We start from the raw sequence: 26,148 nt of genomic DNA on the forward strand, positions 1-26,148 counted from the left end.
TGTCATCGCGGGGGCGCTGGCTCCTCGCTCACTTCCGCGTTACATCTCGGGCCAAACGATGATCGCCGCGGCCATGCGGCGGCGGGGAGGGGTTCGGCTTGGTGCGCGGGCTGGTCTTGTTGGCGGTGCTCTGGCTCGGCCTTGCGGGCTGCGCCAGCACCTATGAGCGCGTGCCTCCCTCCTCTCTGGCCGTGACCCTGCCGGACCTCGGCGGCGAAGGGATCACCGTGCCGGTCAGCATCAACGGGGAGGGGCCGTACCCCTTTCTCGTCGACACCGGCGCCAGCAAGAGCGCGCTCTACCCGCGGGGCGTGGCGGCGGCGAAGCAGGAGTGGGTGACCCGCGACGCGGTGCTGGTTTCGATCGGCAGCCGGGCGGTGGTGGATGCGGCGGAGGTGGGCAGCCTGTCGCTGGGCCGCTTCTCCCATGAGAGCTGGGAGGTGGTGCACCTGCCCCCGTCGAGCAGCCGCCGGGAGCTCTTCGGCATCATCGGCAACGACATCCTGGCCGAGTACTTCGTCGTCTGGCGGGCGGACCGGCGGGAGCTGAGCCTCTGGCCCAAGAACAAGGTGAGGCGGGTGGACCCCGAGGGCTGGCGCAGCCTGCGGCTGGTTTCCAAGGAGACCGAAGTGCCGGTCCCCGACCTTCTCTACTCGCGGGCGAGGCTCAACTTCAAACTGATCTACGTCATGGTGGACACCGGCGCGGACCGGACCTTCCTCAACTGGGAGGCGGTGCAGCAGAACCCCGTCCTGCGAGCGATCAGGGCACGCCAGCGCCGCCAGTGGGTGGTGGAGGGAGCGGTCGGCAGCTTCGAGCCCACGGCGCTCGTCAACTTTCGCGGGCTGAGGGTGGGGGAGACGGAGATGTGCTTCACCGAGACCCTGGTCAGCGATCTGGACCCCATCGACCTGATCGGCGAGCGGAAGGTGGGGCTGATGATCCTCGGTGCGGACCAGCTCAAGCGACGCAGCTTCGCCCTGGACGTGGACAGGCGGGCCATGTGGCTCTCGCCGGAGGGGGCGCCGAGGGGCTGCGGGGGAGGGCGTCAATCGCCACTGGCGCAAACCTTACTCACGCGTTAATCTACCCGTTCAGGATGGAGGCGGGGCCATGACGAGCCAGTTCGTTGCCTATATGGATGAGCGTCACGGGCTGGGCGCCTGGGTCGCCGAGCAGATCGCGGCGGATGTGTTCCGCAACCCGGCCCAGCGCAGCGCTTCTGGCGCCAGTGCGGCGAACGGGGCGGGCGGGGCGAGCCAGGATCTCGCCGCGAGCCGCATCTCGGCCGGCGATCTCGGCATGAGCCTCTTCGCCAGCGGCGCCAGGCGCTCCTTCGGCAATGAGGGTGCGGCGGCCGCGAGCGACCCGAGGCCCAGCCGCGCCTCCTACCAGACGTGGACCAGCCCGCGCGCCTCGGCTTCGGAGACGGCGGCGGCGGTGATCTCCGGCGATGCGGAAGTGGGGGTCATGCCCCTCTTCGACGACCATGGCGGCTTCAACACCGACACGCTGGCCGCGCTGATGGACTTTCCCCAGCGTGTGCTGCGCGAGTATGTGGCCGAGAGTAACTACGTCCTCGCCGTCCCCTCGGCGCTGGTTCACGAGGTGGATCAGGCAGGCTTCACCGACAGCTTCGATGCATCCGGCACCAAGGCCTTCCAGTGGAACGCGGACAAGCAGCGCAAGTATCGCGGCCGGGTGGGCACGGTCTACGCCTCGAAGGACGCGCTGCAGCACTGCCGCGCCGCGATCCAGGGGCTTCAGGCGAGGGGCATCGAGGTCGAGGTGCTGCCCGACCGCGCCGATACCTACCGCGAGGGCCTGCGCCTCGCCAACGCGCTGCTCGACCCCGAGCGGCAGATCGAGACGAGCTACGGCCCGAACGGCCAGCAGCGGGTCTCCCGCAGCCGCGGGTCCAACCATACCAAGCCGCTGATCGGCGTGCTTCTCTCCCACGACAAGGCGGTGAGCAGCCAGTACAGCTTCGACAGCGACTACCTGATCCTCGAGGCCGAGATGGCCGGGGCGGACCGGATCAAGACCTCCTTCATCGCCACTGCCGCCGCGCCGCAGAACCTCGCCGCCGGCATGTCCACAGGGGTCAGCGACCGCGAGGCGGTGAGGGTGTTCTTCCAGCCCACCAAACGGACAAAGACCGAGCCGACGAGCCGCGCCCTGGCCGGGGCGCCGGGGCTCGCCTCCGCCGCTTCGGGAACGCCCGGCGATGCCGGACCCTATCCTTACGCGCGGGTGCTCTATGCGCTGCCGACGGTGGGCAAGGGTGTCCGGGATCACTCGCCGGTGCTGAGCAAGCTGGCTGAGTCCGGTCTTAGCTACCGTACCGCGACGCTGGACGGACGCGAAGGCGTGCCCGCCGTGATCGCTGTGGACGTGCCCCAGGGCATGGAGCGGCGGCTGGACCCCGTCTCGAAGGCCGTCCGGCGTATGCCGGGTGCGAGGCGCCTCGCCGCTTTCCCCTCGGTGGAGGCGATGGTGGCGAAAGAGGTGAGGCCTCAGCCGACCACCAACCCCAGACTGCGCGCCATTGCGCAGGGCGCAGCTGTGATCCTGGGGGCGGTGGGTCTCTTCGTGGCGCTGTCCCTGACCGGCGTGATCGGCGGGTAAGCTAGGCCGTGGCCATCCGGTCGCCGAGGACGAAGGCGTAGATGGCGACGAAGTGGCAGATGCTGCCCGCCAGGACGAAGACGTGGAAGATGGCGTGGGTGTATTTGCGCGACTTCCAGGCGAAGAAGCCGGCGCCCACGGTGAAGCAGATGCCGCCCGCCACGAGCCAGGCGAAGCCGCCCGCTGAGAGGTTCTTGAACAGAGGGTAGGCGACGAGGATGGCGATCCAACCCATGCCGACATAGCCGGCGAGGCTCAGCCAGTCATATTTGCGGATACTGCCCTCGGCGAAGTGCAGCACGAACTTCAGGATGATGCCGACCACGGCCAGGGTCCAGACGGTGATGAGGATCGTCAGCCCCGTTCCCGTCGGCAGGGTGATCAGCGCGAAGGGCGTGTAGGAGCCCGCGATCTTCAGATAGATGGCCGCGTGGTCCACCACTTCGAGGAAGGGCTGAAAGACCGACTTGAAGGCGGCGTGGTAGACGGTGGAGGCAAGATAGAGAAGAACCGCCGAGCCGCCATAGATGGAGACGGCGGTCACTTCCAAAGCGCCCCCTGTATTGGTGGCCTTGAGGACAAGGAAGACCAAGGCGACGACGGCGAGGATGATCCCCAGACCGTGGGTGATCACATGCCAGACTTCTTCGGCGGCGGTGTGGGCTCTCTCTGCGGCGTTGGCGAAACTCGTAACCATTCACTAACCCTAGCAAGTTCCCGGCCAAGCGGGGATTAAACCTGTCGTGAGGAGAAACACGCTGGGTTTCAGAACGTGCGGGAGCAGCGGTTTCACGGATCGTTGTTTGTTTTCAGACGCTTTTACGCAGTGGAGGCGAAGCGCAGACCGTGAGATTCTCTCCTGAAGCCTGTCAAATGTCCGCCGGTGGGAGATGTGTCCCACGGTCGGGGCCGTGGGAAGCGTTAGAAGGAGGGCGGAGCGCTGCCACTACAGACCCTTCGAAGCGCGACGGTGGAACGGGAAGGCACCTAAGCAGGTGCCCGGACCTTATGGTCCGCGCCATCGCAGCGCCCTTGGCGCATGAGATCGAGGATCTACCATTCCGGCCTCCGGCCGGAATGGTAGCGGAGGAGGGACTTGAACCCCCGACACGCGGATTATGATTCCGCTGCTCTAACCAACTGAGCTACTCCGCCAGAGCTGCCGCATATGGCGGGGCGGCGCTGGGCAGTCAATATGTTTGAGACGCGCGCGGCTGCCCTGCGGGATGGCGGTTTGCTACATTTTGCGACAAAGCCGCGCTCGTTTTGGGATCGGGCTGCGACAGGGGCGGGCGAGTGTGTGGTCATGGCGGACGGCAGAGCCTTTCGCCCCAACAGAAGAGAAAGGACCAACCCATGACCAAACTCGCGATGATCCTCGGCACTGCTGCGGCCGCCAGCCTGTTCTTCGCTGCCGACGCCTCAGCCCAGAAGGAGCGCCCCGAAGGCCCGATCGCCAAGGAGGACATGCTGGAGAAGGTGCGCGAGCGCTTCGAAGGCATGGATGCGAACGCCGACGGCTTTATCGGCTCCGATGAGGTCGGCGAGGGCCGCCGCGCGCGCTTCGCCCAGCGCATGATTGAGGCCCAGGACAAGAACGAGGACGGCTTCGTCAGCCTTGAGGAGATGCTGGCTGCGGCGGAGGCCCGCTTCGACCGGGCGGATGCCGATGGCGACGGCATCCTGACCGAAGAAGAGCGCGAGGCGATGCGCGGCGACAAGCCTCGCCGCCGCGGGCGCCGCGGCTAAAACGACCTGTGACGGGCTCGCCTCGCATCCTCCTCGTCGATGACGAGCCCTCGATCAGGGAGCCTCTGGCTGCGTTCTTGAAGGTGGAGGGGTTCGTCCCTACCCCTGCGCCGGACGCAGCCGAGGCTCGCCGTCTTCTCACCGGTGAGCGCTTCGACCTCGCCCTGGTCGACGTGATGATGCCGGGGGAGGACGGGCTCAGCCTCGCCAAGCATCTGGTGGCCGAGCACGACCTTCCGGTGATCCTTCTGACTGCCAAGACCGACGATATCGACCGCATTGTCGGCCTCGAGCTCGGCGCGGACGACTATGTCGGCAAGCCCTTCAATCCCCGTGAGCTGACCGCCAGGATCAAGGCGGTGCTGCGCCGGGCGGGGCGGGCGAGCGGCGCCGAGGAGGAAGCTGGTGCCGAGCTGCGCTTCGACGACCTGGTCCTCAGCCCCGAAGAGATGACCCTCACCGGGCGCGGGGGCAAGGCGATCGAGCTGACCGGCGGCGAGTTCAGGCTGCTTCTGGTGCTGGCCGAGCGGGCGGGCCGGGTGGTCAGCCGCGACGACCTCCTGGAGCTGACCCAGAACCGCACCGCGCAGATCTTCGACCGCTCCGTCGACAACCAGATCAGCCGCCTCCGCCGCAAGGTGGAGCGCGACCCTGGCAAACCGAGCCTCATCAAGACCGTCCGCGGCGGCGGCTACAGCATGGCCGCGAAGGTGGAGCGCCGGTGAGCCTGCCGCGTCTCGGTCTCGGCGGAAGGCTGGTGCTGATCCTCGCGGCGGTGGTGATCGCAGGGCAGCTCGTCAACGGCTTCCTTCTGGTCCGCGCCGAGCAGCGCGACGTGATCCGGCGCGCCGAAGCGGTGCTGGCCGACCGCCTGGTCCAGGCGGCGCTGGTCCACGAGGAGGACCGTCCTGGCGCGCGGCGCTTTCTCGGACGAAGAGGCGCGCGGATCAGGCAAGGCCCCCCTGAGATCGGCGAGCCGAACCCTTCCGCGACCGAGCAGCTCCGCGCGGCGCTGACCGAAGCGGGGGTTGCGGCGTCGAACAGCACGGTCAGAACGGTCGAGCGGGAGCGGGGCTTCGCCCTGATCGGTGCGGTCGAGCTCGGCGAGGGGCGGTGGCTGACGACGCTCACCCCCATGCCGAGGCCCAGGAAGCTGCCCTGGCGGTTGATCGCCCTTCAGGCGGGGGTGCTGACCCTCGTTCTTCTGATACCGGCGGTCTGGCTCGCGCGCAGCGTGACGGCGCCGATGCGGACCCTGACGGCGGTGGCGGACGGGTTCCTCAGCGGCCGTCCGAGCCCGCCCCTGCCCACCCGCGGCCCCCCCGATGTGAGGGCGCTTGCGTCGGCGCTCGACACGCTGGAGAGCCGCGTGCTGGGTGCCTTAGAGCGGCAGTCGGTCATGCTGGGGGCGGTGGGCCATGACCTCCGCACCCCGCTCGCCTCCTTGCGTATCCTGGTGGAGAGCGTCTCGGATGAAGCGCTCCGCCGCGAGCTGATCGGGGGCGTCGAGCGCATCGACCGCACCCTTGCCGACATCCTCACCTTCGCCTCGTCAGGAGCGAGGCCGGATCTGGAGGAGATCCGCTGCGAGGCGCTGATGCGCCGGGCGGCGGAGGCCTATGCTGCGCAAGACGTGGTGGTGGAGAAGTGCCCCGGCGCGATCCTCGGTGCACCGGACGCGCTGCTCCGCGCGCTGCGCAACCTGATCGACAACGCCCTTCGCCACGGCGGCGGCAAGGCGCGGCTGAGCACCGAGGCCGGAGGCGACGAGATCCTTCTGATCGTGGAGGACCGGGGCCGCGGCCTTCCCGAGACGGAAGCGGCGAGGCTTCTCAGGCCCTTCGAGCGCGGTGACCGCTCGCGGTCCTCCGCAACCCCTGGGAGTGGGCTTGGTTTGAGCATCGCCGCCGCCATCGCAGAGGCCCACGGGGGCTGCCTGGAGCTGAAGCCGGCCGCGGGGGGCGGGACAAGGGCGTTGATTAGGTTGAAGAAACCTCAGATGTGACGCCGAAGGACCTTGCCACGGCTTCGGGAAGCCCTCCAAGAAGGCGCTGCACATCCTTTGAGAGCATTATCGTGCCGCCGTGTTGGAATGAACCGAGTAGTCGCAGGGGTTAACCATCCGCATGAGCCTGAAGTCCGAGCCGCTGTTCCGCCGCCTGTCCCACTATAGCAGCCTCGATGCCGAGCTGAACCAGCACCTGGAAGGTGTCTTCACCAGTCCCAGGCGGTTCGAGCCGGGCGAGACCGTGGTCGAGCGCGGCGACGAGGCCGCGGAGGCCTTCGTCGTGACGGAAGGCTGGGCATCGCGGTCCATCGACCTGCATGACGGGCGCAAGCAGGTGGTGAACTTCATGCTGCCCGGCGACATGTTCGACCTCCAGGTCTTCGTCGGCCAGAAGGCTGACCACACCGTCACCGCCCTTACCGAGCTGGAGGTGGCGGCGATCTCGCCGCAGCAGTTCATGGGTCTTTTTCGGGCCGACAACGCGCTCGGCTCCTCGATCTGGTGGTCGACGGTGCAGGAGGAGTCGATCCTGCGCGAGCAGATCGTCCGCAACGGGCGCCGCAGCGCCCGCGAGCGGGTGGCGCATCTGCTCCTGGAGCTCCATGCGAGGCTCGCCATTATCGGCGACGCCGAGCCCGACAGCTTTCAGATGCCGATCGGGCAGATGCATGTCGCCGACGCGCTGGGGCTCTCCTACGTTCATGTCAGCCGTGTGTTCAGCTTCCTCGAGAAGTCCAACCTCATCTCCCGCGCGCGCTCCGAAGTGGTGTTCCGCAACCGCGAGGCGCTGGAGGAACTAGCTGATTTCAGTACCCTCTATCTTCACCTCGATGCCGAAAACGTGCGCTTGCCGAGCTTCGCCAACGGCGTCTCCGCCTAGCCAACGGGGGCGGTAACAGGCTAGAGAAGTTCCATGCTGTCGTATCCGGACCCATCCAGCGGACAATTGCAGGCGAGGCTGAGCCGCTTCGCCCTGTGTATCGCTTCGTCCACCGCCGACGCCTACTCCGCCGTGGAGGAGGTCGGGCCGAAGAGCGATCTTGGTAACGCCCTGCTGGTCAAGGACGCGTTCCGAAGGGTGGTGTCCAGGCTCGACGGCGAGGACAACGTCCAGACGACAGGCGCGCCGCCTCACTCCCTCGTCGCGCGGTACTCGTGCCTTCCCTACCACCAGCGCGTGGCCTTCGCCCTCGTGGTGATCGAGGAGTTCTCCTTAGAGGAGGCCGCCATGATCATGGGGCTGGGCGAGGAAGATATTCGTCAGTTGTTGCTGGCCGTCCGGGATTTTCTTTTTACATCCCACTGGTCGACGAAATGTGACGCGTGAGGGTTTGTTCGCGGTGATGGTGTGTCAGGCGTTGGAACTTCTTGTCGCAGGGGCCGTTGGTGGCGGTAGGCTAATGAGGCGAAACCGCGCGTGCTGAACATCATGACCAGACCGCCCCTAGGCGTCGTTCGGCAGTTTTCGCGCGCCGTCTTCGCCGACCGCCTCATCGGTGACGAGCTGATGCGCATGACCATGGCGCGCGTCTCGATCGACCCGGCCAGCTCTTCCTCTTCCGTTGTCGACGTGATGTCGGCCTTCCTCCATTCCTGGCGGATGGCATTGAAGGAACGGCCTGCCCGCCCCGTGTTGTTCTCGGATGCGGCCCTGATCGACGCGCTGCCCGAGCCTCCCGATGATGGCCGCCTGCTTCTTCTCATGTGCGACGTGATGGGGCTGATGCCGCACCAGGCCGCTCAGGTGATCGGTATTGAAGAGGACCCCCGAGCCGTTCTGCGCAGGGCGCGCCACGATCTTCGGATCGAAAAGCGCGCCAGGGCGGTGGTGGTCGAGGACGAGCCCCTCATCGCTGCCGACATCCGCGGTATTCTCGAACGACTGGGCGTCGAAGTGGCCGGTGAGGCCTCCTCCGCGGCTGAGGCCGTGCGCGTTGCCACCGACAGCCGACCCGACATCATCCTCGCCGACTACAATCTCGATGGGCGGGATACGGGCATCGACGCGGTCCTTGAGATCAATGAGACCCATGACTGCCCCGTGGTCTTCATCACCGGTTTTCCCGACCGAGTGCTGCAGGGCGACGAGATCGAGCCTGATTTTGTCATCTCGAAACCCTATACGCCGGATAACGTGAGGGCTGCAGTGGTACACTGCCTTGACGCTCGCAGGGCCTAGTTCCACAACCATTCCACTGGAATCAACGCAGTAGATATCCTTCCGGAGGGCGCCCGGCCGAATGGCTTCGAACGAGAAACGTTTGTCCAAGCTCCAGATCCTCGTGACGGATTCGGAGCTTCAGAACATCGATGACTGGCGCTTCGACAACCGTGCGGAGAACCGGTCCTCGGCTGTTCGCGAGCTGATTGCGCTCGGGCTGACGCTTTCGCAAGAAGAGCCTGAAGAGGCCGAGAAGCGCTTGAAGGACCTGCGCAGCGGTTCTTAAACGTCAAGCCTGCGCGGCGGCTGCCTAGAGAGCGAGCATGGACGAGTTCGGTATCGTCAGTTTCAGTGTTCCCTTGCGGTGGAGCGCCGAGATCAAAGAGCCGAAATTTCTGCAGCTGCTTCATCGCCAGGCCCCCACCACGTTGAGGGCGGTCTGGTCCGCAATACCGAAGACCGATCGGGAGCACCTCTCCAAGCTGCTGCGCCGCGTCTTCACCGGAGCCACGGTGGTCAACGCACTCGTTCCCATACGCGGTTCGAACGGAACGACGGACCTCCTCGTCAGGGGCCGGGTCAGCGGGGAGGGGCAGCACCGTCTGATCGAGGGGGTTCTGGCCGACATCTCCAGCGAGACGTCCTCCATGCGCTCGCATGAGGTGGCATCAAGGGACCGCGCGACCCTCGCCGTGCAGGAGCTCAACCACCGGGTCCGCAACATCATGTCGGTGGTGACCGCGCTGATCACGCTCTCGGGCCGCTATGCCGAGGACGTCGAGGACTTCTCCAGGGCTACCCTTGGCCGGATCCAGGCGCTGAACGTCGCCTACTCGAACACCGGCATCGACCCTATCAACCCGCACCTTCTTCGCCAGACCGTGGATCTGCGGACCCTGGCCGAGGGGGTGCTGGCGCCCTTCGCCTACTCTAGGGCTTCGTTGTCTCTCTCCTCCGCGCCCCTCTACCTGTCGCCCGGCCAGGCCTCGGCCGTGGGGCTGATCCTCTACGAGCTCGGCAGCAACGCCGCGGAGCACGGCGCGCTTCGCAGCCAAGGGGGTAGGGTCTGTGTCGACTGGCAGAACCAAGGCCCGCGCTTTGAGATCACCTGGCGCGAGCGGGGCGGGCCGCAGGAAGAAGCGTTCGTCGACGGCTTCGGCATCTCGATCATCAAGCTCTTCTGCCGCAACTACCTCAACGGCGAGGCCACCTGGGACCACAAGGACGGCGCCCTGACCGTAAGCCTGCGGGGCTTCGAGAACTAGGGCCGAGCATACCTCACAAAAAAGGGCGGCCGGAGCCGCCCTTTTTTCGTTTCAGTAGAAGTTCGGCTCAGTTGCCGACTTCCTCGTCGATCTCTTCGCCGACGCTCTCGATGTCCCGGCCCGCGCCCTGGATCGTCTCGCAGGCACAGAGGCCGGCGGAGAAGAGGAGCAGGGCGAACAGGCTGGCCAGTTTCTTCATAGGATCGTTCCCTTGTTTGAACCTGTGACCAACCCGCTCAACCCTGCGCCCGTTCCGCAGCGCCGAGCCGCATGGTGACGAAAGCCCTTTCCATCTGCCGATCTTAGTATGAGTGACATGAGTGGGTCATCCCTGTCACTCCGATCGGTGCGATGTGGTATAGTACTGAGAAGGTGTTCATAAGTGATGTCACCCATCATTATCAGGAAGATGAAGTGGAACGCTATCGGTTGGTAATAGTTCTAGCGTCGGTTCACCACGCGATACTCTTTGACGAAAAAACCTGGTTCGATTAATTCTTTCTTCAGACCAAAGGTCGGAGCAGAGAATGACAAACCAAGCCAACACCATTTCCACCGAAGACCTCAACGCCTGCCTACCGGCGCTGTACCGTTTCGCTTACACGCTGACGCGGAACGACGATCGGGCTTCGGACCTGGTGCAAGACTGCGTCGAGCGTTGCCTCCGCAAGCAGCACCTCTTCGATGGCCAGAACCTGCGCTCGTGGATGTTCACCGTCTGCCGCCGCGTGTTCCTGAACCAGATCCGCCGGGACAAAGTCCGCGGCGTCGCCGTGGACATGGAGGATGCCCCCCAGTCCAAACTCTCGATCAGTGCCTTTCAGGAGGAGAAAATGCACTACCAGGACGTCGTCGAAAGCTTCCGCGAGCTGCCCCATAACGACAAGGTGGTGCTCTCTCTCGTCGCCATCGAGGGCCTCAAATACGAAGAGGCCGCCGAGCTTCTCGAGGTTCCGGTCGGCACGGTGCGCTCGCGCCTCAGCCGCGCCCGCTCGCGCCTCCGTGATCTTCTGGAAAACTCGGGCGAGGAGGGAACCGTTGTTGCAGCCTCCGTGTAAATGGAGGTATGGACAATAAAGTTCACCTGATTACCGAGCAGGACATCCACGCCTATATCGACGGCGAGCTTTCCGGAGAACGGAAGGCCGCCGTCGAAGTGTTTCTGGCGGAACGTGACCTCCCGCTCGAGAGGGCAGCCCGCTACCTGCGCAACAATTTCGACCTCAAGGCCGTGCGCGACGAGGTCTACAGGGACGAGAAGCTGAAGTCGGAGATCGACCGGCTTCTGGCACGGCGCAAACCGAGGCGGCACCTGATCGGGGCGAGCGCGTAGCCGACCGGGTTCGGTTTGCGGTAGGAATCGATTGGTTTGCAAGACTTTCCGTCTGCGGTTTCGTTGCGTGAGTGGCCTGCGGTTGGTCATGGGTGATCGCTCAGCAGGCACGGCTTCCTTCTTTCGTCATTCCGGGACAGACGAAGCCTGAGCCTGGAACTCAGACTCGCTCCGGGTTGCCTTGCTGAGCGGCGCGCTTTTTTTCTACGGCTTCGATTCTGGATTCCGGGCTACGCTACGCGTCCCCGGAATGACGGCCCGTAGGGTGGACGCCGGCAGGCGGCCATCTTTGCTGGGCGGTACGGCTCCTTCCGCCGTCATCCCGGACAGCGAAGCTGATCCGGGACCCATGGCCTACGGGTAGTCTTCTGAGCGGCACGTTGAGTTCTTGAGAGCTGACCGGTCCATGGGTCCCGGATAGCCTTCGGCTTCCGGGATGACGTCAGAAGGCACGCAACACAACCATCCGCTTAGCGCGGACAGTTCATCGGAACGGGGGCCCGGCGCGCGGCGCTGCCGCAGCTTGGGTGTGAAACAAAGAAGGTGCTGCTGCATGAGGGAGGCCCATCTCCCTACGCCGCGCGCCAGCTTGGCGGGGCTCTGAACAGGGGCCAATCCTTAGCTCGCCCTGCTCGGGTCCAGTTACGGGTAGACGGTAAGCGGACGAGCATCTGCTGCGCCGCCCCCAGAACCACCCGCCCCGAAGCCTCACCAAGGCAGCAGACCGAAGTGGATGGCGCCCCCCGCCCCGAACGCCTGCTGCGATGGGGGGAACATAGGGGATGAGGAGAGGGCGGGGAGCGCTAGGGTGCAGCGAACAGTAGGGCGGCTTGCGAAGCGTGCCGCCTGCGACCGCAGTTCCTACGAACGGCGGCACGCTTCGCGAGCCGCCCTACGGGCATCCGCCTCTCCATCCGCTTTCCCACGGCGTAGCGAAGCGGAAGACCGAGGGACCCATCTCCTGCCCGCGGCGCCTATCCTGCTGTTCGGAGATGGGTCCCGTGGATCGCTGCGCGACCATGGGAAGGCGTGGAGGGGAGATGTGGGCTTTGGAGGAGAGGTGGGGCCGTAGGGTAGACCACCTTATCGGACTGACTAGGCAACGAATCGGCGAACCGCCCGAATGCCGCGATGAAAGGATGTTGCGGCGCGGGTACCAAGACTGGGAGCCTGCCTGGCGAAAGCTGAGCAGAACAGGGGGCGAGGCATGCTGACATGGGCATCCATCATTCAGATCGTTGTAGTCGCTTTGATCCTGGGCGGGCTCTTTCTGCTGCGATCCCGTTCGAGGGGGGAGGCCTGGATCAGGGTTGCGGCGGGTTGGACGGTTGTCCTCGGCCTCTTCGTGGCGGGGGTCTGGTACTATCCGCCGGGCTTTGCGCGCTGGGGGATTGCCGTTGCGATGGTTTTCGTCAGCATAGTGCACCTGAGAAAGCGAAGATCCGCAACCTCATCGGCCCGAGCCGTCTCGTTCGCCGTCCCCACCCTCTGCTCCTTTGCAGTGGGATCCGTGCTCCTCTGGCAGGGCGTGCGCGGGCACAGCCAGCCGGGTGGGCCGGTGATCGACCTGGCTTCCCCCATGGCGTTGTCCTCCAATATCTGCGTGCTGTCGGGCGGATCGTCCTTTGCGCTGAACCAGCACTTTCTCACCTCGGCCGTGCCGGGCGGAGCGTTCGAGAAGCACTCGGTCGATCTCGTCAAACACGACCGGTTCGGCAACCGTACGAGGGCCTTCAGCCCCGTTCCGCAACCTGAGAATGTGAAGACGTATCTGGCCTATGGCGAGCCTGTCACCGCGCCTTGCAATGGCTATGTGACCGCGATGGCGAACGACCGGCCGGACCACCCCGCCGGTGCGCGCTTTCGGGACCGATCGGGCAGCAACTACGTCATGTTGAGGTGCGAGGGGGCGGATGTCGTCCTTGCCCATCTGGCCCAGGGCTCGGTGAGCGTTCGGAAGGGAGAGGAGATTGCCGCCGGTGCCCCGATCGGCCGCATAGGCCACTCGGGCAACACCGAAGAGCCGCATCTGCACATCAATGCTCAAACCATCGTGCCGGAAGGTGAAGAGGCCGATCCGGAGCCCGTCATCATGACCTTCCAGGGGCGCTACCTGGCCAGGGGCGACTGCCTGTAGGTCGGCGCCGAACGCGAATCCGCCGCTAAACGAAAGGAAGGCACCCGTTCGGATGCCTTCCTTCTTCGTTCTCGGTCGTAAGCCCAGCTTACGGGGTGGGGGTGCGCTCGTCGCCCATGGCCAGGGCGGAGAGCATCCATGAGAACTCCTCATGGGTGCCGATGCGATCTGTGACGAAGTCGGCGGTGAAGCTGTCGCCGATCTCCTCGGCCTTCTCCACGATCTTGCGCATGGAACCGGCGAGGTGCTGGTTGTCGAGGGCCAGCTCGCGGACCATCGTGCCGGCATCGGGGATGCCGGTGACGTCCTTGATGGTGCTGGTCTCGTAGTAGCTCTTCAGACCGATCGGGGCGGGGAAGCCGAGAGCGCGGATACGCTCGGCGATCTCGTCGATGGCCGCGGCGAGGTTCTGGTACTGCTCGTCGGTCATGTTGTGGACCGAGTAGAACAGCGGACCGGTGACGTTCCAGTGATAGGCGTGGGTCTTGTGGTAGAGCACATAGGTGCTGGCCAGCGCCTCGCCGAGCATGGAGCAGAGCTCCTTTCGGCCGTCGCGGTCGAGACCGCTCTCGACGACGTGCTCCGGCTGGTCGATATGGTGGGCTTCGGTCATGGTGTTCTCCTGTTTCATCCGTGTGAGTCACAGGTAGCGCCCGCACCGGGGGTCGTCAGTGCGGTGGAACCTCCGCTCAAGCGTTCCTGAAGGCTGTAACGGCCTATTTGGCTCGGCTCACCAGACGCATGACTAAGGAGACGGCGAAGAGCGCCAGGAAAACCCAGAACAGTACCACCGCGATGGAGGAGGCGGCTCCCGCCACCCCGCCAAAACCGAGGGCAGCAGCGATCAGTGCGATCAGTAGAAATGTCAGCGCCCATCCAAGCATGGCGATCTCCTTCGAATTGCAGGGAAAACGCTCCCCGTTCATGGTCAAGGGAACACGGGGGGCAGGCTTTGCGTTGCCGCTACAACAGTTGGAAAGGCTACTGTCGCGAAGCCGTGATCGTAACTAGATAGGCACCATGTCCGAAGAGCTCATCCCTGACGGAACCGGTTTCTCCGAAGCCATCGCCACCTATCACGGGCGGCTGCAGCCCTTGGAGTGGACGCCGCACCGCCCCCAGCGGCCGTCCAAGTCCGAGGGCGGCAAGCGCTTCCAGGTGGTCTCCGACTACGAGCCCGCCGGCGACCAGCCCGCCGCCATCGAGGAGCTGGTGGACGGCATCAAGGTGCATGAGCGCGACCAAGTGCTTTTGGGCGTGACGGGCTCGGGCAAGACCTTCACCATGGCCAAGATCATCGAGGCGACCCAGCGGCCCGCTCTGATCCTGGCGCACAACAAGACACTGGCGGCCCAGCTCTACGGCGAGTTCAAGGCGTTCTTCCCGAACAACTCGGTGGAGTACTTCGTCAGCTACTACGACTACTACCAGCCCGAAGCCTATGTGCCCCGGACCGATACCTATATCGAGAAGGAAAGCACCATCAACGAGCAGATCGACCGTATGCGGCACTCCGCGACGAGGGCGCTCTTGGAGCGGGACGATGTCATCATCGTGGCCTCGGTGTCGTGTCTCTACGGTATCGGCTCGGTCGAGACCTATACGGCGATGGTGTTCGATTTGAACGTAGGCGAACAGATCGAGCGCAAGCAGCTTCTGGCCGACCTCGTGGCGCTTCAGTATAAGAGGAACGATGCGGCCTTCACCCGCGGCACCTTCCGTGCGCGGGGGGACACGATCGAGATCTTCCCGGCGCACTACGAGGATGTGGCCTGGCGGGTGACCCTGTTCGGCGATGAGATCGAGGAGATCACCGAGTTCGACCCGCTGACGGGGAAGAAGACGCAGACCCTGCCCAAGGTTCGTCTCTACGCGAACAGCCACTATGTGACGCCGCGGCCGACGCTTTCCCGCGCCATGAAATCGATCAAGGCGGAGCTGGAGCGTACGCTGCCGGTGCTGACGGCGGAGGGTAAGCTGATCGAGGCGCAGCGGCTGGAGCAGCGGGTGCAGTTCGACCTGGAGATGATGCAGGCCACGGGGTCATGCCAGGGGATCGAGAACTATTCGCGGTACCTGACGGGCCGCAAACCCGGCGAGCCGCCGCCCACTCTGTTCGAGTACCTGCCGGAGAACGCCATTCTGTTCGCGGATGAAAGCCATGTGACGATCCCGCAGATCGGGGCCATGTTCAAGGGCGACTATGCGCGCAAGCGGACCCTGGCGGAGTATGGCTTCCGCCTGCCGAGCTGCATGGACAACCGGCCCCTGAAGTTCGAGGAGTGGGACGCGATGCGTCCGCAGACGGTGCATGTCTCGGCGACGCCGGGCTCCTGGGAGCTCGACCGGACCGATGGTGTGTTCACGGAGCAGGTGATCCGCCCGACGGGGCTCGTCGATCCGCCGGTGGAGATCAGACCGGTGGCGAAGGACAATTTCAGTCAGGTGGATGACGTCATCGACGAGGTGAAGAAGGTGGCGTCCGAGGGCGGGCGCTCCCTCGTTACTACACTGACGAAGAAGATGGCCGAGGACCTCACCGAGTACATGCACGAGCAGGGCGTGAAGGTCCGCTACATGCACTCCGATGTGGACACGGTGGAGCGGATCGAGATCATCCGTGATTTGCGTCTCGGCGTCTTCGATGTGCTGATCGGCATCAACCTCCTGCGCGAGGGGCTCGATATCCCCGAATGTAAGTTCGTGGCGATCCTCGATGCGGACAAGGAGGGTTTCCTCCGCTCCGAGACCTCCCTGGTGCAGACCATCGGCCGGGCGGCGCGGAACGTCGAGGGGCGGGTCATCCTCTACGCCGACAAGCGGACGGGCTCGATGGAGCGGGCGCTCGCCGAGACCGAGCGGCGGCGGACCAAGCAGCTAGCCCACAACGAAGAGCACGGCATCACGCCGAAGACCGTCTCGGCACGGATCGCCGAGATCGTAGATAGTGACGACGAGGCGGTGAAGGCTGCGGCGGGCACGACCTTCAGCTCGCAGAAGCTCACCGGCGGCGCGAAGTCCGGCATGGGCGGCATGGCCGAGGAGCGTGCAGCCTATGCTCCGGGTGCGAACATGCAGGCCCATATCAAGGGCCTCGAGAAGCAGATGCGCGAGGCGGCGGCGGACCTCGATTTTGAGAAAGCGGCGGAGCTACGGGATGAGATCAAGAAGCTGCAGGAGCTGGATCTGGCGACGGCTTGAAGGTCCAGATCATCATCATCGAGACGGTTCCCCACGGCTTGTCCGTGGGGTCCATCTTCTGGGGTTTGTCTTTTTCGCAGCGTGAGGAGTTGGGTCCCACGGATCGCTACGCGACCATGGGAAGGCGTTTAGCTTAGACGAGATGGACACAGAACTCCTGACCACTCCCCCTCACCCCCGGCCCCTCTCCCCGGCGGGGAGAGGGGAGAAGTGTCTACAGATCGCTTGCGTCGATCACCTCGACATCGCCGATGCCTGCGGCTTCGACTTCGTCCCTGATCTTCTCGGCATCGCCGACGATGAGCCAGATGAGCTGTTCGGGCTTCAGCACCTCCTTGGCTGCCGCGGTGATGTCGGCGGTGGAGAGGTTGCGGTAGCTCGCCGGCAGGGTCTCGGGGTAGTTGTACTCCCGCCCGTAGCGGCCCGACGACAGCAGGCTGCCGAGCACCGAACCGGAGGTCTCGTACTGTCCGGGTAGGGAGCGGACATTGTCGAGCACCACCCGCTCGAGCTCCTCACGGGTGGCGGGTGTCTCACCGAGGAAGGCGGACAGCTCCCTCTGGATCTCCGCGATCGACGCGCCGGTCTGGTCGGTCTGCACCGGGGCGATAATGATGAAGGGCCGCTGACCTTCCGCACCCACCAGGGTGGAGAAGCTGCCGTAAGACCAGCCCTTGTCCTCGCGCAGGTTCGAGTTGATGCGGCTGTTGAAACCGCCGCCGATGATCTCGTTCATGGCCGAGATCTCGATATTGTTGTCGGCGCCTGTCGGCGGGGCGATGTGACCCGCGAGGATCGCCGATTGCGGCGAGCCCGGACGGTTGACGATAACGACTTTCGGTTCGGCATAGCCGACCTCGGCCACGTTCTTGGTCGGCTTCTCGCCGGAGGCCCGCCACTTGCCGAAGGTCCGCTCCAGAACGGGCTGGATCTCCTCCATGGTGGTGTCGCCGACCACATAGAGCGTGCCGTTGTCGGGGCGCATCCAGGTGGAGCGGAAGTTCTCGAGGTCCGCCTTGGTGATGGAGGAGACGGCCTCCTCCGTACCCGAACCGGTGAGCGGTACGCCGTAGGCGTGGTCCTCGCCATACATCATCTGCGGCAGCATGCGGATGGCGATGGCGGTGGGGTTCACCTTCTCCTGGCTGATGCCGGTGAGGATCTGCGTGCGCTGGCGCTCAATCTCCTCCTCGGGGAAGGTGGGGCGCTGGACCACATCGGCAAGAAGGTCGAGGGAGGGGCGGAGGTTCTCCTTCAGCGCCGACATCTGCACCGTGGTGGTGTCGAGGCTGGAGCCTGCGCTGAGGGTGGTGCCCAGGCGCTCAAGCTCCGCCGCGAGCTCCAGCGCGTCGTACTTGCCCGCGCCCTCGTCCAGCATGGAGGTGGTGAAGTTGGCCAAACCCAGCTTGCCGCCAGCATCCGCCGCATACCCCGCATCGAACTGCAGGGCGATGTTCACTACGGGGATGGTCGAGCGCTCGGCCAGGACCACCTGCATGTCGTTCGACAGCTCCGCCGTCTGAACGTCGGGGAAATCGAGCTCGGTCTCGCCGGACACGGGCGGAAGGCCGCTGCTGCGGTCGACTCCCCGGCTCGAGGCGGCGTACTCCTCGTTCGGCAGCACGGTAAGCTGGTAGTAGTTGTCGCCGAGCCACTCTTGCGCGGCTGCCTGGACGGCTTTCGGCGTAGCCTCGTCAAGCTCCTCAAGCTCGCGCTGGAAGAAGCCGGGGTCGCCGGCGACGAGCTCGCCCTGGGCCAGGGTCACGGCCTTGCCGCCGAAGCCGCCGACCTCTTCGAGGCCGCGGATGATGCCCGCGCGGGTCTTGGTGGCGACCAGCTCGACTTCGTCGCGGCGGGGCGCTTTGGAGAGGAAGCTCGCGATCTGACGGTCGAGGGCTTGTTCTACCTCCTCGACGCTCTCGCCATCCTTGACCGAGGCCGTGATGCCGAAGATGGACGCCATCTGAAGCTCGAGGTTGAAGACGCCGACATCGGTCGCGATCTGCTTGTCATAGACAAGATCCTTGTAAAGACGGCTGTTCTTGCCGTCGCCTAGGATTGAGGCGGCGATGGCGAGGTCCGTGGACTGCGGATCCGCGTCGCCCGGCGCTACCCAGACGCGGTAGATGCGTGCCTGGGGCACGTTGTCCACCATGGTCTCGCGGCTGATCGCCTCGCGCTTCGGCACCCAGCTCTCCCATTTGGAGAGCGGCGGGCCTGCCTCGATATCGCCGAAATACTTGTCGACCAGGGGTCTGGCTTCTTCAGTATTGATATCGCCTGCAAGCACCAGAACGGCGTTGTTCGGGCCGTAATACTCCTCGAACCAGGCCTTCACGTCCTCGAGGGAGGCGGCGTTGAGGTCCTCCATCGAGCCGATGACCGTGTGGCCGTAGGGGTGCTCGTCCGGGAACAGACCTTCGATGATGTTGTTGAAGACCCGTCCGTAGGGAGCGTTCTCGCCCTGGCGCTTCTCGTTCTGGACGACGCCTCTCTGCTCGTCGAGTTTCTCCTGGGTGACCGCGCCGAGGAAGTGGCCCATGCGGTCCGATTCCATCCACAAGATGCGGTCGAGCGCCGGTGTGGGCACGGTCTGGAAGTAGTTGGTGCGGTCGAAATTCGTCGTGCCGTTGAGGCCCGTTGCGCCGATCTCCTGCAGCGGCAGGAACCACTCGCCGTCATAGTTCTCCGAGCCGTTGAACATCAGGTGCTCGAAGAGGTGGGCGAAGCCGGACTTGCCCTCGGGCTCGTCCTTGGAGCCGACCTTGTACCAGACGCTGACCGCCACCACGGGGGCCTTGCGGTCCTCATGGACGATGACGGTGAGGCCGTTATCGGTCTCGAACTTCTCGAAGGGGATGGCGATGTCCTGGGCGAGGGCCGAGGCCATCAGGGCGACGCCGCTGGAGGCGAGGGATAGTAGGCGTTTCAAGAGCTTCTCCTAGGCCGCCTTGTTGCGGCTTTTCGAAAAACGATAAGGGCTCTTAGGGTAAAGACGACCGGGAAACAACGCGGTGCGGTGTCCTCCGCTGCTCTTTCGGCAGGCCCCCAGCGTTCCTATCTCTATGGTAAGGAGAGGTTCGATGCGTGATCTCAGCTTGAGTGAGGAACTGTTGGTTCTGCTGACCGGAGAGAACGGGCGGTCTCTTTCATCCTCGGTCGATCTGGCGCTGGCTGGCTGTGTGCTGGCAGAGCTGCTGCTGGACGGTCACCTCCGGGTAGAGGGGGAGGGGCGCCGCTCGCGGGTCCACGAGGTGAAGCCGCTGGTCACGGATCATCCGTTCTACGTTTCGGCATGGGCGGCCATGGCCAAGAAGGGTTTCGGCAAGAAGCCCTCGACGCTCGTCACGGCGGTAGGAAGCGGCAAGCGGACGAAGCTGCTGCGTGAAGCACTGGCTTCGGAAGGCATGCTTCAGCGAGAGGCTAGGCGGTTTCTCTTCTTCCGCTGGAACCACTATACGCTGAACGATGCGGCGGTGCGCACGGGGATCATAGACGAGCTGAAGAACGCGCTGTCCTCGGACGGACCTGTCGACGACGGAGCGGCCGTGCTGATCGCGCTTCTTTCGGTGACGGGCACCGCGAAGAGGGTACTAGGCAGGGAGTTTGCCAGGGAACACCGTGCCAGGATCAAGGACATGGCCGACGAGGCCGGTCACGCCGCCGAGGCTGTGAAGCAGGCCATTGCCGCGGTGCAGGCCAGCGCTGCGGTCATCGCCAGCACCGCCGCAGTGGGGGCTGCTTCGGGTTGATCTCGCAAGACGGCCTACGTGCTGCGCGTGTCGCCGAAGAGGCGGATATGCTGGCGGTCGGTGAGGTTGAAGCCTGCGTCGAGGACCGCCGGGGTGATGGTCGTGAGATGACGGTCGAGTTCGGCGGGAGAGCGTCCCTCCGGCATGATCCAGATGCGGTTGGTCTCGATCCCACCGGTAAGCCTACGGACTGTCTCGACATCACCGGGGGTCTTCGCGACGAACTTGAACACGGCGCGCGGGTTGCCTCGGTGGTTGGCCAGGGCGGGGGCGGCGACGTCCTCCTCGTGACCTGCATGGGGCAGCTTGGGTGAGACGACGAAGAGGTCGACGAGTTGCTCCAAGGTCTGGGACGGTTTGAGCGTGCCGTTGGTTTCGACCTCCAGGCGGTAGTCCGGCTGGCCGCTCTTTGTCTGTTGGCAGAACGCCTCCAGCGCCTTAGGCTGCATCAGCGGCTCGCCGCCGGTGATGACTACCCCCGGCGCGGCAAGGGCGAGGACGCTGGCCGCTGCCTCTTCGACCGGTAGCCGTAGCATCTCCTGCGCCGGGGCAAACTTCTCTCCGTCCACATGCTCGTAGTCGGTGCCCTGCCAGTTCCAGGTATAGGGCGTGTCGCACCAGCGGCAGTGGAGGTTGCAGCCCGACAGGCGGATGAAAGCCCGGACCTGCCCCGCCACCGGCCCTTCGCCCTGGAAGGAGCGGAAGATCTCAGGCCCGCCGTCCTTGCCGACGGCGAGGCGGAGCTGGTGGGAGGGCGGGGCGGTGGGCATGCTGAGTCCTATCGTAGCTACGGTGGGGAAGGGCAAGCACCGGCCCTGATTTGCCAAGCTGTGCGCAAACACATATATGTATGTGTATGAGTATAACCGCGACCCGCCCCAAACGCATCAACCTCCTCGTCAGCGAGGAAGAGAAGCAGGCCATCGACGCCAAGGCCAAGGCGGCTGGAATATCTTCTAGTGAGCTGATCCGCCGCGCGGTGGAGTTTTACGAGCCGGATGTCGATTGGGAAGAGCTGTCCTATCTCGCTGACGAGCTCGGAAACATGGCCGACCGCATGGAAGCGAAGTTGGATGCGCTCGCCGAACGAACAAAGGCGAGGAGGGCTGAGCTGGAAGAGCTGCGGAAAGCCGCTCCTACGCTCACCGCAACCTCTTGGCCGTTCCCGCTACCGGAAAAAGCCGATGTTTGAGAGCCTCATGAGCAATCTGAGGCGTGTTCTGCTTCTGCAGGACAAGCTCGACGGTATCTCCAAAGATATCAACGAGATCCAAGGCGATCTGAAAGATCACGAAAAGCGGCTGATGCGCATCGAACTGCTGATCGAGATGGGGTTCAAAGCGCAATCCCGAGGGCTGCCCCCAGAATAACCCTTACCGGTAGGGCGCATCCAGCTCGATGTTGCGCGCGATCTCGCGCTCCCAGCGGTCGCCGTTGGCGAGCAGCTTCTCCTTGTTGTAGAAGAGCTCCTCACGGGTCTCGGTGGCGAACTCCAGGTTCGGGCCTTCGACGATGGCGTCCACCGGGCAGCTTTCCTGGCAGTAGCCGCAATAGATGCACTTGGTCATATCGATGTCGTAGCGCGTGGTGCGGCGGGAGCCGTCGCCTCGGGGTTCGGCCTCGATGGTGATCGCCTGGGCCGGGCAGACCGCCTCGCAGAGCTTGCAGGCGATGCAGCGCTCTTCCCCGTTGGGGTAGCGGCGGAGGGCGTGCTCACCGCGGAAGCGGGGCGAGATGGCGCCGCGCTCATAGGGGTAGTTCACGGTGAATTTCGGCCGGAAATAATATTTCAGGCCGAGCCAGAAGGCGGAGGCGAAGTCGGTGAGGAGGGCGCCTTTGAGGGCCTGGGCGATGCGGGCCATTAGGTTCTCCAGGAGTGGAAGAGGTTGTCGAGGCCGGGCACGAAGAGCAGCGCCCCGGCCACCAGCACGAGATAGGCGATGGAGGTCGGCAGGAACAGCTTCCAGCCGATGCGCATGAGCTGGTCGTAGCGGTAGCGCGGCACGATGGCCTTCACCATCGCGAACATGAAGAAGACGAAGACCACCTTGATCGCGAACCAGAAGGGGCCGAGCCATGCGGCGTTGAGGCCGAGGAGGTCGCCGAAGGGGCTGAGCCAGCCGCCCATGAACAGGATCACCGTCATCGAGCACATGAGGACGATATTCATGTACTCGCCGATCATGAAGAGGAGGTACGGCGTCGAGCTGTACTCCACCTGGTAGCCGGCGACGAGCTCGGATTCGGCCTCCGGCAAGTCGAAGGGCGGGCGGTTGGTCTCGGCCAGGGCCGAGATGAAGAACATCACGAAAAGCGGGAAGAGTGGGATGAAGTGCCAGTTGAGGATCCCAAGCCCGCGGTCCTGGCTGAGGACGATGTGGCTGAGGTTCATCGAGCCGACGAGGAGCAGCACCGAGATGATGATGAACCCAAGGCTGACCTCGTAGCTCACCATCTGCGCGGCGGACCGCAGCGCGCCGAGGAAGGGGTATTTCGAGTTCGACGCCCAGCCCCCCATGATGATGCCGTAAACGCCCAAGGAGCTCACCGCGAAGAGGTAGAGGATGCCGACATTGATGTCGGACACGACCAGCCCCGCGCCCACCGGGATCACCGCCCAAGAGATCACCGCCAGAACGAAGCTGATCATCGGCGCGATCAGGAAGACGGTCTTGTCCGCACCATCGGGAATCACCGCCTCCTTGAAGGCGAACTTGAAGAAGTCGGCGAAGGACTGAAACAGGCCGAACGCGCCCACCACATTGGGGCCTTTCCTCATCTGCACCGCCGCCCAGACCTTGCGGTCGAAGAGCAGCAGGAAGGCGAGGCTGACGAGGATCGCCAGGAGCAGGATAAGGGCCTGAACGAAGGTGGTCGCGGTCCCGAGGAAGGGGTTCGTCCAGTCGCGGGTCGTGAAGAAATCCATGGCGCGGCGGATAGCCTAGGGCTCGCCGGGAGGAAAGGGGTTTCGGCGCGGCTCTTTATCTTGGCGCTACCGGCCCGCTACCCGCGGGCCTACTTGAGCGCTGGTTCGACTTCGCTGCGCTACGCTCGCGTTCTTGGCGGGTGAGGTTTGTACCTTGTAGGGTGGACGGCGGCAGTCGGCCACCTTTCGTGTTGACCTGCGCTGGCCAGGTGGCCGCTGCTCGCGTCCACCCTACGGGGGTGATCGTCTAGAGGGCTGCGCTGGTGAGTTCCGCCCCGCCTTCAACCCGGCTACCACCCATCCATGCTCACTCTCCTCTCCGCTCTGCTCCTCACCCTTCTCCAGCCCGCCACCACGGGGGAGCGTGCCGAGGTTATGCCGGTCCTCCCCGAGCGCGAGCGAGCGGCGCTGCGCAATGCGCTTCTGGAGGACCGGCTGGAGAACCTGCTGCCGGGTCTGATGGAGGCGCGCGGCATCGACCTCTGGGTGCTGGTGGCGCGGGAGTACAATGAGGACCCGGTGGTCGAGACCATGCTGCCCGCCACCTGGCTCTCGGCGCGGCGGCGGACCATCCTGGTCTTCGCCCGTGAGGGGGACGAGGTGCGACGCTACGCCGTGGCGCGCTACCCGGTGGGGACGATGTTCCCCTCCGCCTGGAACCCCGAGGAGGAGCCCGACCAGTGGGCCGCCCTCGCCGCGCTGATCGAGGGGCACGACCCGCAAGCGATCGGCATCAACGTCTCCGAGAAGCATGGCCTCGCCGACGGCCTCAGCCACCAGCAGCACCAGGAGCTGATGGCTGCCCTGCCGAAGAAGCTGCGCGGGCGGGTCAGGAGCGCCGATCAGCTCGCCCTCGACTGGCTGGAGACGAGGACGCAGCGGGAGATGGAGGTCTACCCCCGCATCGTCCGCATCGCCCACGACATCATCGACGAGGCGTTCTCGGAAGCCGTCATCACCCCCGGCGAGACCACCACGGATGATGTACGCTGGTGGATGCGGGACAAGGTGACGGAGCTCGGCATGGAGGTCTGGTTCCATCCCTCGGTCACCATTCAGCGGGCGGAGCGCGAGGCGGTGCAGGACGCGGCCAAGCTGAAGCCCGACGAGGTGATCCGCCCCGGCGACCTCCTATGGGTGGATTTTGGCATCACCTATCTGGGGCTCAACACGGATACCCAGCAGCACACCTATGTCCTGCGGCCCGGCGAGACCGAGGCGCCGGAAGGGCTGCGCGAGGGGCTGGCTGCGCTGAACCGGACCACGGATCATCTGACCGAGGCGTTCGAGGTGGGACGCAAGAGCAACGACATTCTGAAGGCGGCCCGGCGTGCCGCCACGGGGGAGGGCCTGCGCCCCAGCTACTACAGCCACGGCATAGGCTATCACGGGCACGGCGGGGGCAGCCCCATCGGCTGGTGGGACGATCAGGGCACCGACCACCCCATGGGCTACCGGCCTCTGCGGCCCATGACCGCGTGGTCGATCGAGCTGAACAACGCCTTCGCCGTCGCCGAATGGGGCGGGCAGGACGTCAGCTTTCGTGCGGAGGAAGAGGCGTTCTTCGATGGCGAAACGGTCCGGTTCATGGACGGTCGCCAGACCCGGTTTCACCTGATCCCTTCGGCCACGGAGTAGAGGTCGGCGATGGCGTCCGCCGCGTCCGGCTGAGGCTGGGTGATGAAGCCGCGCAGGGCTGCGATGCCTTCCTCCCGCGCGCCTGCTGTTTCGAGAGCACCGAAGAAGGCTTCGGTGGTGAAGGGCTTCGTGCGGCCGTACGCCTCCCCCGCTTCCGTCCAGAAGGCTTCGAGGCGCATGGGGGTGAGGAGGTCGGTGATCTCGGCGATCACCGCGCCGCAATCATAGGCGATCTGGTAGGTCCCGCCGCCGCCGTCGATGGTGACGCCATCGCTTTCCGAAAGGGTCTCCGCGCAGTTCGCCGCCGACTTGTCCTGGGACTGACGAAAACCGCCATGGCCTGGAGACAGCTCTTCGGTGATGCGGTTGGCGAGGTAGCTGGCAGCGCCCTCATGCATCCAAGCCTCGGGCGCGTTGCTGACAGGCGTGCCCGCATCGTTCTGGTAGAGGTGTGCCGCTTCATGGGCGTAGAACCAGGTGAGGTAGTCGCGGATGGCCGGGTTCGGCCTCAAAAGAGACCTGCCGCTGAGGGACGCGCCGAGCACCCGTCCGGCGACGGAGCCCTGGCTCGAAAAGCCGTCCTTCTCGGCGCCCCTGAAGGCGAGGAAGAGAAGGGCGCCATCGGCAAGCCTCCGCCCCCACCCCTCAGTATGCGCATCGAACACCTTCGCCAGCGCCGTATCTAGATCGTCCGTCAGCCAAGGCGGCAGACCCGGATCGGTGACCAGGGTCAGGTTGCCGCTCTCGAAGGGTTCGATGCCGCCCACATAGACGAAGGTGCCGCCCTCTGTCTCGTAGGTGCGGCCGGGCTCGATCACCCCATCGGTCGTCACCATGGGCCGGTCGGCGGTGATCCGTGTAAGGAGGGGGAACTGCACCCCTTGTGAGCGGGAAAGGTCACCGCCCATGGCTTCGATGGCCGCGACGTTCTCGGCCGAAAGGAGCCCGAACTGCCCGGTGAAGAGCGCGGCGCTGCCATCGGAGAAGGGGATGAAGGGGGTGTAGTCCTGGCGGATGGGCTCCGTGTGGGGCAGGACGCGGAAGGACAGCTCCGTCAGCGGCCTATCCGACGTGACCGCATCGAAGCCGCCGATGTTCTGGAGGGAGGCACCCTCGGTCAGCAGCGCCCAACGCTCGGCCCTCGTCCCAAGGGCGCGGTCGAAGAGCACGGCTTGCGCCTCCATAGGGAGCATGAGGTCCGCCTGCCACTGCCCATCGCTCAGCTCCACGTCGGCCACCATGGCTACCGATGCACGGTCGGAAGACGGCGTCTCCGGCTCGGTGGCGGTGCAGGCGGCAAGGAGAAGGAGGGCTAGCATTCGGTACATGTGGGCAGCTTGGCTGGGGCGG

27 protein-coding genes and 1 tRNA gene are annotated in these 26,148 nt (G+C 65.0%); 18 read left to right on the forward strand and 10 right to left on the reverse strand.

The genetic code is table 11. From position 1 onward, the window contains the following. Positions 1–101 precede the first annotated feature (101 nt). Both NOG11_RS01710 and NOG11_RS01715 read left to right on the forward strand, forming a co-directional pair. On the forward strand, positions 102–1,085 hold the full coding sequence (locus NOG11_RS01710; RefSeq protein WP_256618235.1) for an aspartyl protease family protein: 984 nt from the start codon (positions 102–104) through the stop codon (positions 1,083–1,085). Positions 1,086–1,113: 28 nt separating this feature from the next. Next, positions 1,114–2,628, forward strand: a complete 1,515-nt coding sequence (locus NOG11_RS01715; protein ID WP_256617900.1) for a hypothetical protein — start codon at positions 1,114–1,116, stop codon at positions 2,626–2,628. A gap of 1 nt (position 2,629) precedes the next feature. Here NOG11_RS01715 and trhA read toward each other — a convergent pair whose 3' ends face one another. Continuing rightward, on the reverse strand, positions 2,630–3,325 hold the full coding sequence (gene trhA / locus NOG11_RS01720) for a PAQR family membrane homeostasis protein TrhA (RefSeq protein WP_256617901.1): 696 nt from the start codon (positions 3,323–3,325) through the stop codon (positions 2,630–2,632). A 381-nt stretch (positions 3,326–3,706) separates the two neighbouring features. Then, positions 3,707–3,783: transfer RNA gene (locus NOG11_RS01725), tRNA-Met, on the reverse strand. Between the two features lie 201 nt (positions 3,784–3,984). Here NOG11_RS01725 and NOG11_RS01730 point away from each other — a divergent pair. The 8 genes from NOG11_RS01730 (at position 3,985) to NOG11_RS01765 (ending at position 9,811) form a co-directional block, all read left to right on the forward strand. After that, on the forward strand, positions 3,985–4,377 hold the full coding sequence (locus tag NOG11_RS01730; RefSeq protein ID WP_256617902.1) for an EF-hand domain-containing protein: 393 nt from the start codon (positions 3,985–3,987) through the stop codon (positions 4,375–4,377). Between the two features lie 8 nt (positions 4,378–4,385). Continuing rightward, the gene (locus tag NOG11_RS15085; protein WP_256617903.1) at positions 4,386–5,102 is read left to right on the forward strand and encodes a response regulator; all 717 of its coding nucleotides are present in this window, start codon (positions 4,386–4,388) and stop codon (positions 5,100–5,102) included. After that, positions 5,099–6,382, forward strand: coding sequence for a sensor histidine kinase (locus tag NOG11_RS01740; RefSeq protein WP_256617904.1), 1,284 nt, complete (start codon positions 5,099–5,101; stop codon positions 6,380–6,382). Before NOG11_RS15085 ends, NOG11_RS01740 begins: the two co-directional genes overlap by 4 nt. A 121-nt stretch (positions 6,383–6,503) precedes the next feature. Next, positions 6,504–7,265, forward strand: a complete 762-nt coding sequence (locus tag NOG11_RS01745; RefSeq protein ID WP_256617905.1) for a Crp/Fnr family transcriptional regulator — start codon at positions 6,504–6,506, stop codon at positions 7,263–7,265. Between the two features lie 33 nt (positions 7,266–7,298). After that, positions 7,299–7,712 (forward strand): hypothetical protein, encoded by a 414-nt coding sequence (locus NOG11_RS01750; RefSeq protein WP_256617906.1) that lies wholly within the window; start codon positions 7,299–7,301, stop codon positions 7,710–7,712. A 102-nt stretch (positions 7,713–7,814) separates the two neighbouring features. Beyond that, positions 7,815–8,564, forward strand: a complete 750-nt coding sequence (locus NOG11_RS01755) for a response regulator (RefSeq protein ID WP_256617907.1) — start codon at positions 7,815–7,817, stop codon at positions 8,562–8,564. A gap of 82 nt (positions 8,565–8,646) precedes the next feature. After that, entirely contained in the window at positions 8,647–8,832 is a 186-nt protein-coding gene (locus NOG11_RS01760; RefSeq protein ID WP_256617908.1) for a hypothetical protein, read from the forward strand. A 37-nt stretch (positions 8,833–8,869) separates the two neighbouring features. Then, a complete protein-coding gene (locus tag NOG11_RS01765; RefSeq protein ID WP_256617909.1) occupies positions 8,870–9,811 on the forward strand; it encodes a sensor histidine kinase in 942 nt (313 codons plus the stop codon). A 67-nt stretch (positions 9,812–9,878) separates the two neighbouring features. Here the strand turns inward: NOG11_RS01765 and NOG11_RS01770 are convergent, their stop codons facing one another. After that, positions 9,879–10,010 carry an entericidin A/B family lipoprotein gene (locus NOG11_RS01770; protein ID WP_256617910.1) on the reverse strand — a complete coding sequence of 44 codons (132 nt, stop codon included), beginning with the start codon at positions 10,008–10,010 and terminating at the stop codon, positions 9,879–9,881. A 328-nt stretch (positions 10,011–10,338) separates the two neighbouring features. On the opposite strand from NOG11_RS01770, the gene NOG11_RS01775 reads away from it, so the two are divergent. The 3 genes from NOG11_RS01775 (at position 10,339) to NOG11_RS01785 (ending at position 13,281) form a co-directional block, all read left to right on the forward strand. After that, positions 10,339–10,869 carry a sigma-70 family RNA polymerase sigma factor gene (locus tag NOG11_RS01775; protein ID WP_256617911.1) on the forward strand — a complete coding sequence of 177 codons (531 nt, stop codon included), beginning with the start codon at positions 10,339–10,341 and terminating at the stop codon, positions 10,867–10,869. 8 nt (positions 10,870–10,877) lie between these two features. Then, positions 10,878–11,144: an anti-sigma factor gene (locus NOG11_RS01780; protein ID WP_256617912.1), complete on the forward strand. Its 267-nt coding sequence runs from the start codon at positions 10,878–10,880 to the stop codon at positions 11,142–11,144. Between the two features lie 1,207 nt (positions 11,145–12,351). Next, the gene (locus tag NOG11_RS01785) at positions 12,352–13,281 is read left to right on the forward strand and encodes a M23 family metallopeptidase (protein ID WP_256617913.1); all 930 of its coding nucleotides are present in this window, start codon (positions 12,352–12,354) and stop codon (positions 13,279–13,281) included. Positions 13,282–13,369: 88 nt separating this feature from the next. Here NOG11_RS01785 and NOG11_RS01790 read toward each other — a convergent pair whose 3' ends face one another. Both NOG11_RS01790 and NOG11_RS01795 read right to left on the reverse strand, forming a co-directional pair. Continuing rightward, the gene (locus NOG11_RS01790; protein ID WP_256617914.1) at positions 13,370–13,894 is read right to left on the reverse strand and encodes a Dps family protein; all 525 of its coding nucleotides are present in this window, start codon (positions 13,892–13,894) and stop codon (positions 13,370–13,372) included. Between the two features lie 103 nt (positions 13,895–13,997). After that, positions 13,998–14,165 carry a DUF1328 domain-containing protein gene (locus tag NOG11_RS01795; RefSeq protein WP_256617915.1) on the reverse strand — a complete coding sequence of 56 codons (168 nt, stop codon included), beginning with the start codon at positions 14,163–14,165 and terminating at the stop codon, positions 13,998–14,000. Positions 14,166–14,301: 136 nt separating this feature from the next. Between NOG11_RS01795 and uvrB the strand changes: the two genes are divergently transcribed. Further along, on the forward strand, positions 14,302–16,482 hold the full coding sequence (gene uvrB, locus NOG11_RS01800; protein ID WP_256617916.1) for an excinuclease ABC subunit UvrB: 2,181 nt from the start codon (positions 14,302–14,304) through the stop codon (positions 16,480–16,482). 214 nt (positions 16,483–16,696) lie between these two features. Here uvrB and NOG11_RS01805 read toward each other — a convergent pair whose 3' ends face one another. Beyond that, positions 16,697–19,372, reverse strand: a complete 2,676-nt coding sequence (locus NOG11_RS01805) for a M16 family metallopeptidase (RefSeq protein WP_370468214.1) — start codon at positions 19,370–19,372, stop codon at positions 16,697–16,699. Between the two features lie 193 nt (positions 19,373–19,565). Here NOG11_RS01805 and NOG11_RS01810 point away from each other — a divergent pair, with 193 nt between their 5' ends. Beyond that, entirely contained in the window at positions 19,566–20,234 is a 669-nt protein-coding gene (locus NOG11_RS01810) for a GOLPH3/VPS74 family protein (protein ID WP_256617918.1), read from the forward strand. Between the two features lie 14 nt (positions 20,235–20,248). Here the strand turns inward: NOG11_RS01810 and NOG11_RS01815 are convergent, their stop codons facing one another. Then, a complete protein-coding gene (locus NOG11_RS01815) occupies positions 20,249–21,004 on the reverse strand; it encodes a 7-carboxy-7-deazaguanine synthase QueE (RefSeq protein WP_256617919.1) in 756 nt (251 codons plus the stop codon). 86 nt (positions 21,005–21,090) lie between these two features. Between NOG11_RS01815 and NOG11_RS01820 the strand changes: the two genes are divergently transcribed. Both NOG11_RS01820 and NOG11_RS01825 read left to right on the forward strand, forming a co-directional pair. Continuing rightward, on the forward strand, positions 21,091–21,426 hold the full coding sequence (locus tag NOG11_RS01820; RefSeq protein WP_256617920.1) for a ribbon-helix-helix domain-containing protein: 336 nt from the start codon (positions 21,091–21,093) through the stop codon (positions 21,424–21,426). Then, positions 21,419–21,604, forward strand: coding sequence for a hypothetical protein (locus NOG11_RS01825; RefSeq protein ID WP_256617921.1), 186 nt, complete (start codon positions 21,419–21,421; stop codon positions 21,602–21,604). The genes NOG11_RS01820 and NOG11_RS01825 overlap by 8 nt, the downstream gene beginning before the upstream one ends. 3 nt (positions 21,605–21,607) lie before the next feature. Here the strand turns inward: NOG11_RS01825 and nuoI are convergent, their stop codons facing one another. Together nuoI and nuoH are read right to left on the reverse strand one after the other, a co-directional pair. Continuing rightward, on the reverse strand, positions 21,608–22,096 hold the full coding sequence (nuoI, locus tag NOG11_RS01830) for an NADH-quinone oxidoreductase subunit NuoI (RefSeq protein ID WP_256617922.1): 489 nt from the start codon (positions 22,094–22,096) through the stop codon (positions 21,608–21,610). Continuing rightward, positions 22,096–23,160 carry an NADH-quinone oxidoreductase subunit NuoH gene (nuoH, locus tag NOG11_RS01835; RefSeq protein ID WP_256617923.1) on the reverse strand — a complete coding sequence of 355 codons (1,065 nt, stop codon included), beginning with the start codon at positions 23,158–23,160 and terminating at the stop codon, positions 22,096–22,098. The genes nuoI and nuoH overlap by 1 nt, the downstream gene beginning before the upstream one ends. A 303-nt stretch (positions 23,161–23,463) precedes the next feature. On the opposite strand from nuoH, the gene NOG11_RS01840 reads away from it, so the two are divergent. Next, positions 23,464–24,798, forward strand: a complete 1,335-nt coding sequence (locus NOG11_RS01840; RefSeq protein ID WP_256617924.1) for a M24 family metallopeptidase — start codon at positions 23,464–23,466, stop codon at positions 24,796–24,798. On the opposite strand, the gene NOG11_RS01845 is transcribed toward NOG11_RS01840, so the two are convergent. Continuing rightward, complete coding sequence (locus NOG11_RS01845) at positions 24,771–26,117, reverse strand: hypothetical protein (protein ID WP_256617925.1); 1,347 nt, start codon at positions 26,115–26,117, stop codon at positions 24,771–24,773. The two genes, NOG11_RS01840 and NOG11_RS01845, sit on opposite strands and share 28 nt — an antisense overlap. Positions 26,118–26,148: the final 31 nt, after the last annotated feature.

Source organism: Parvularcula maris, assembly GCF_024505085.1.
Lineage (GTDB): Bacteria > Pseudomonadota > Alphaproteobacteria > Caulobacterales > Parvularculaceae > Parvularcula > Parvularcula maris.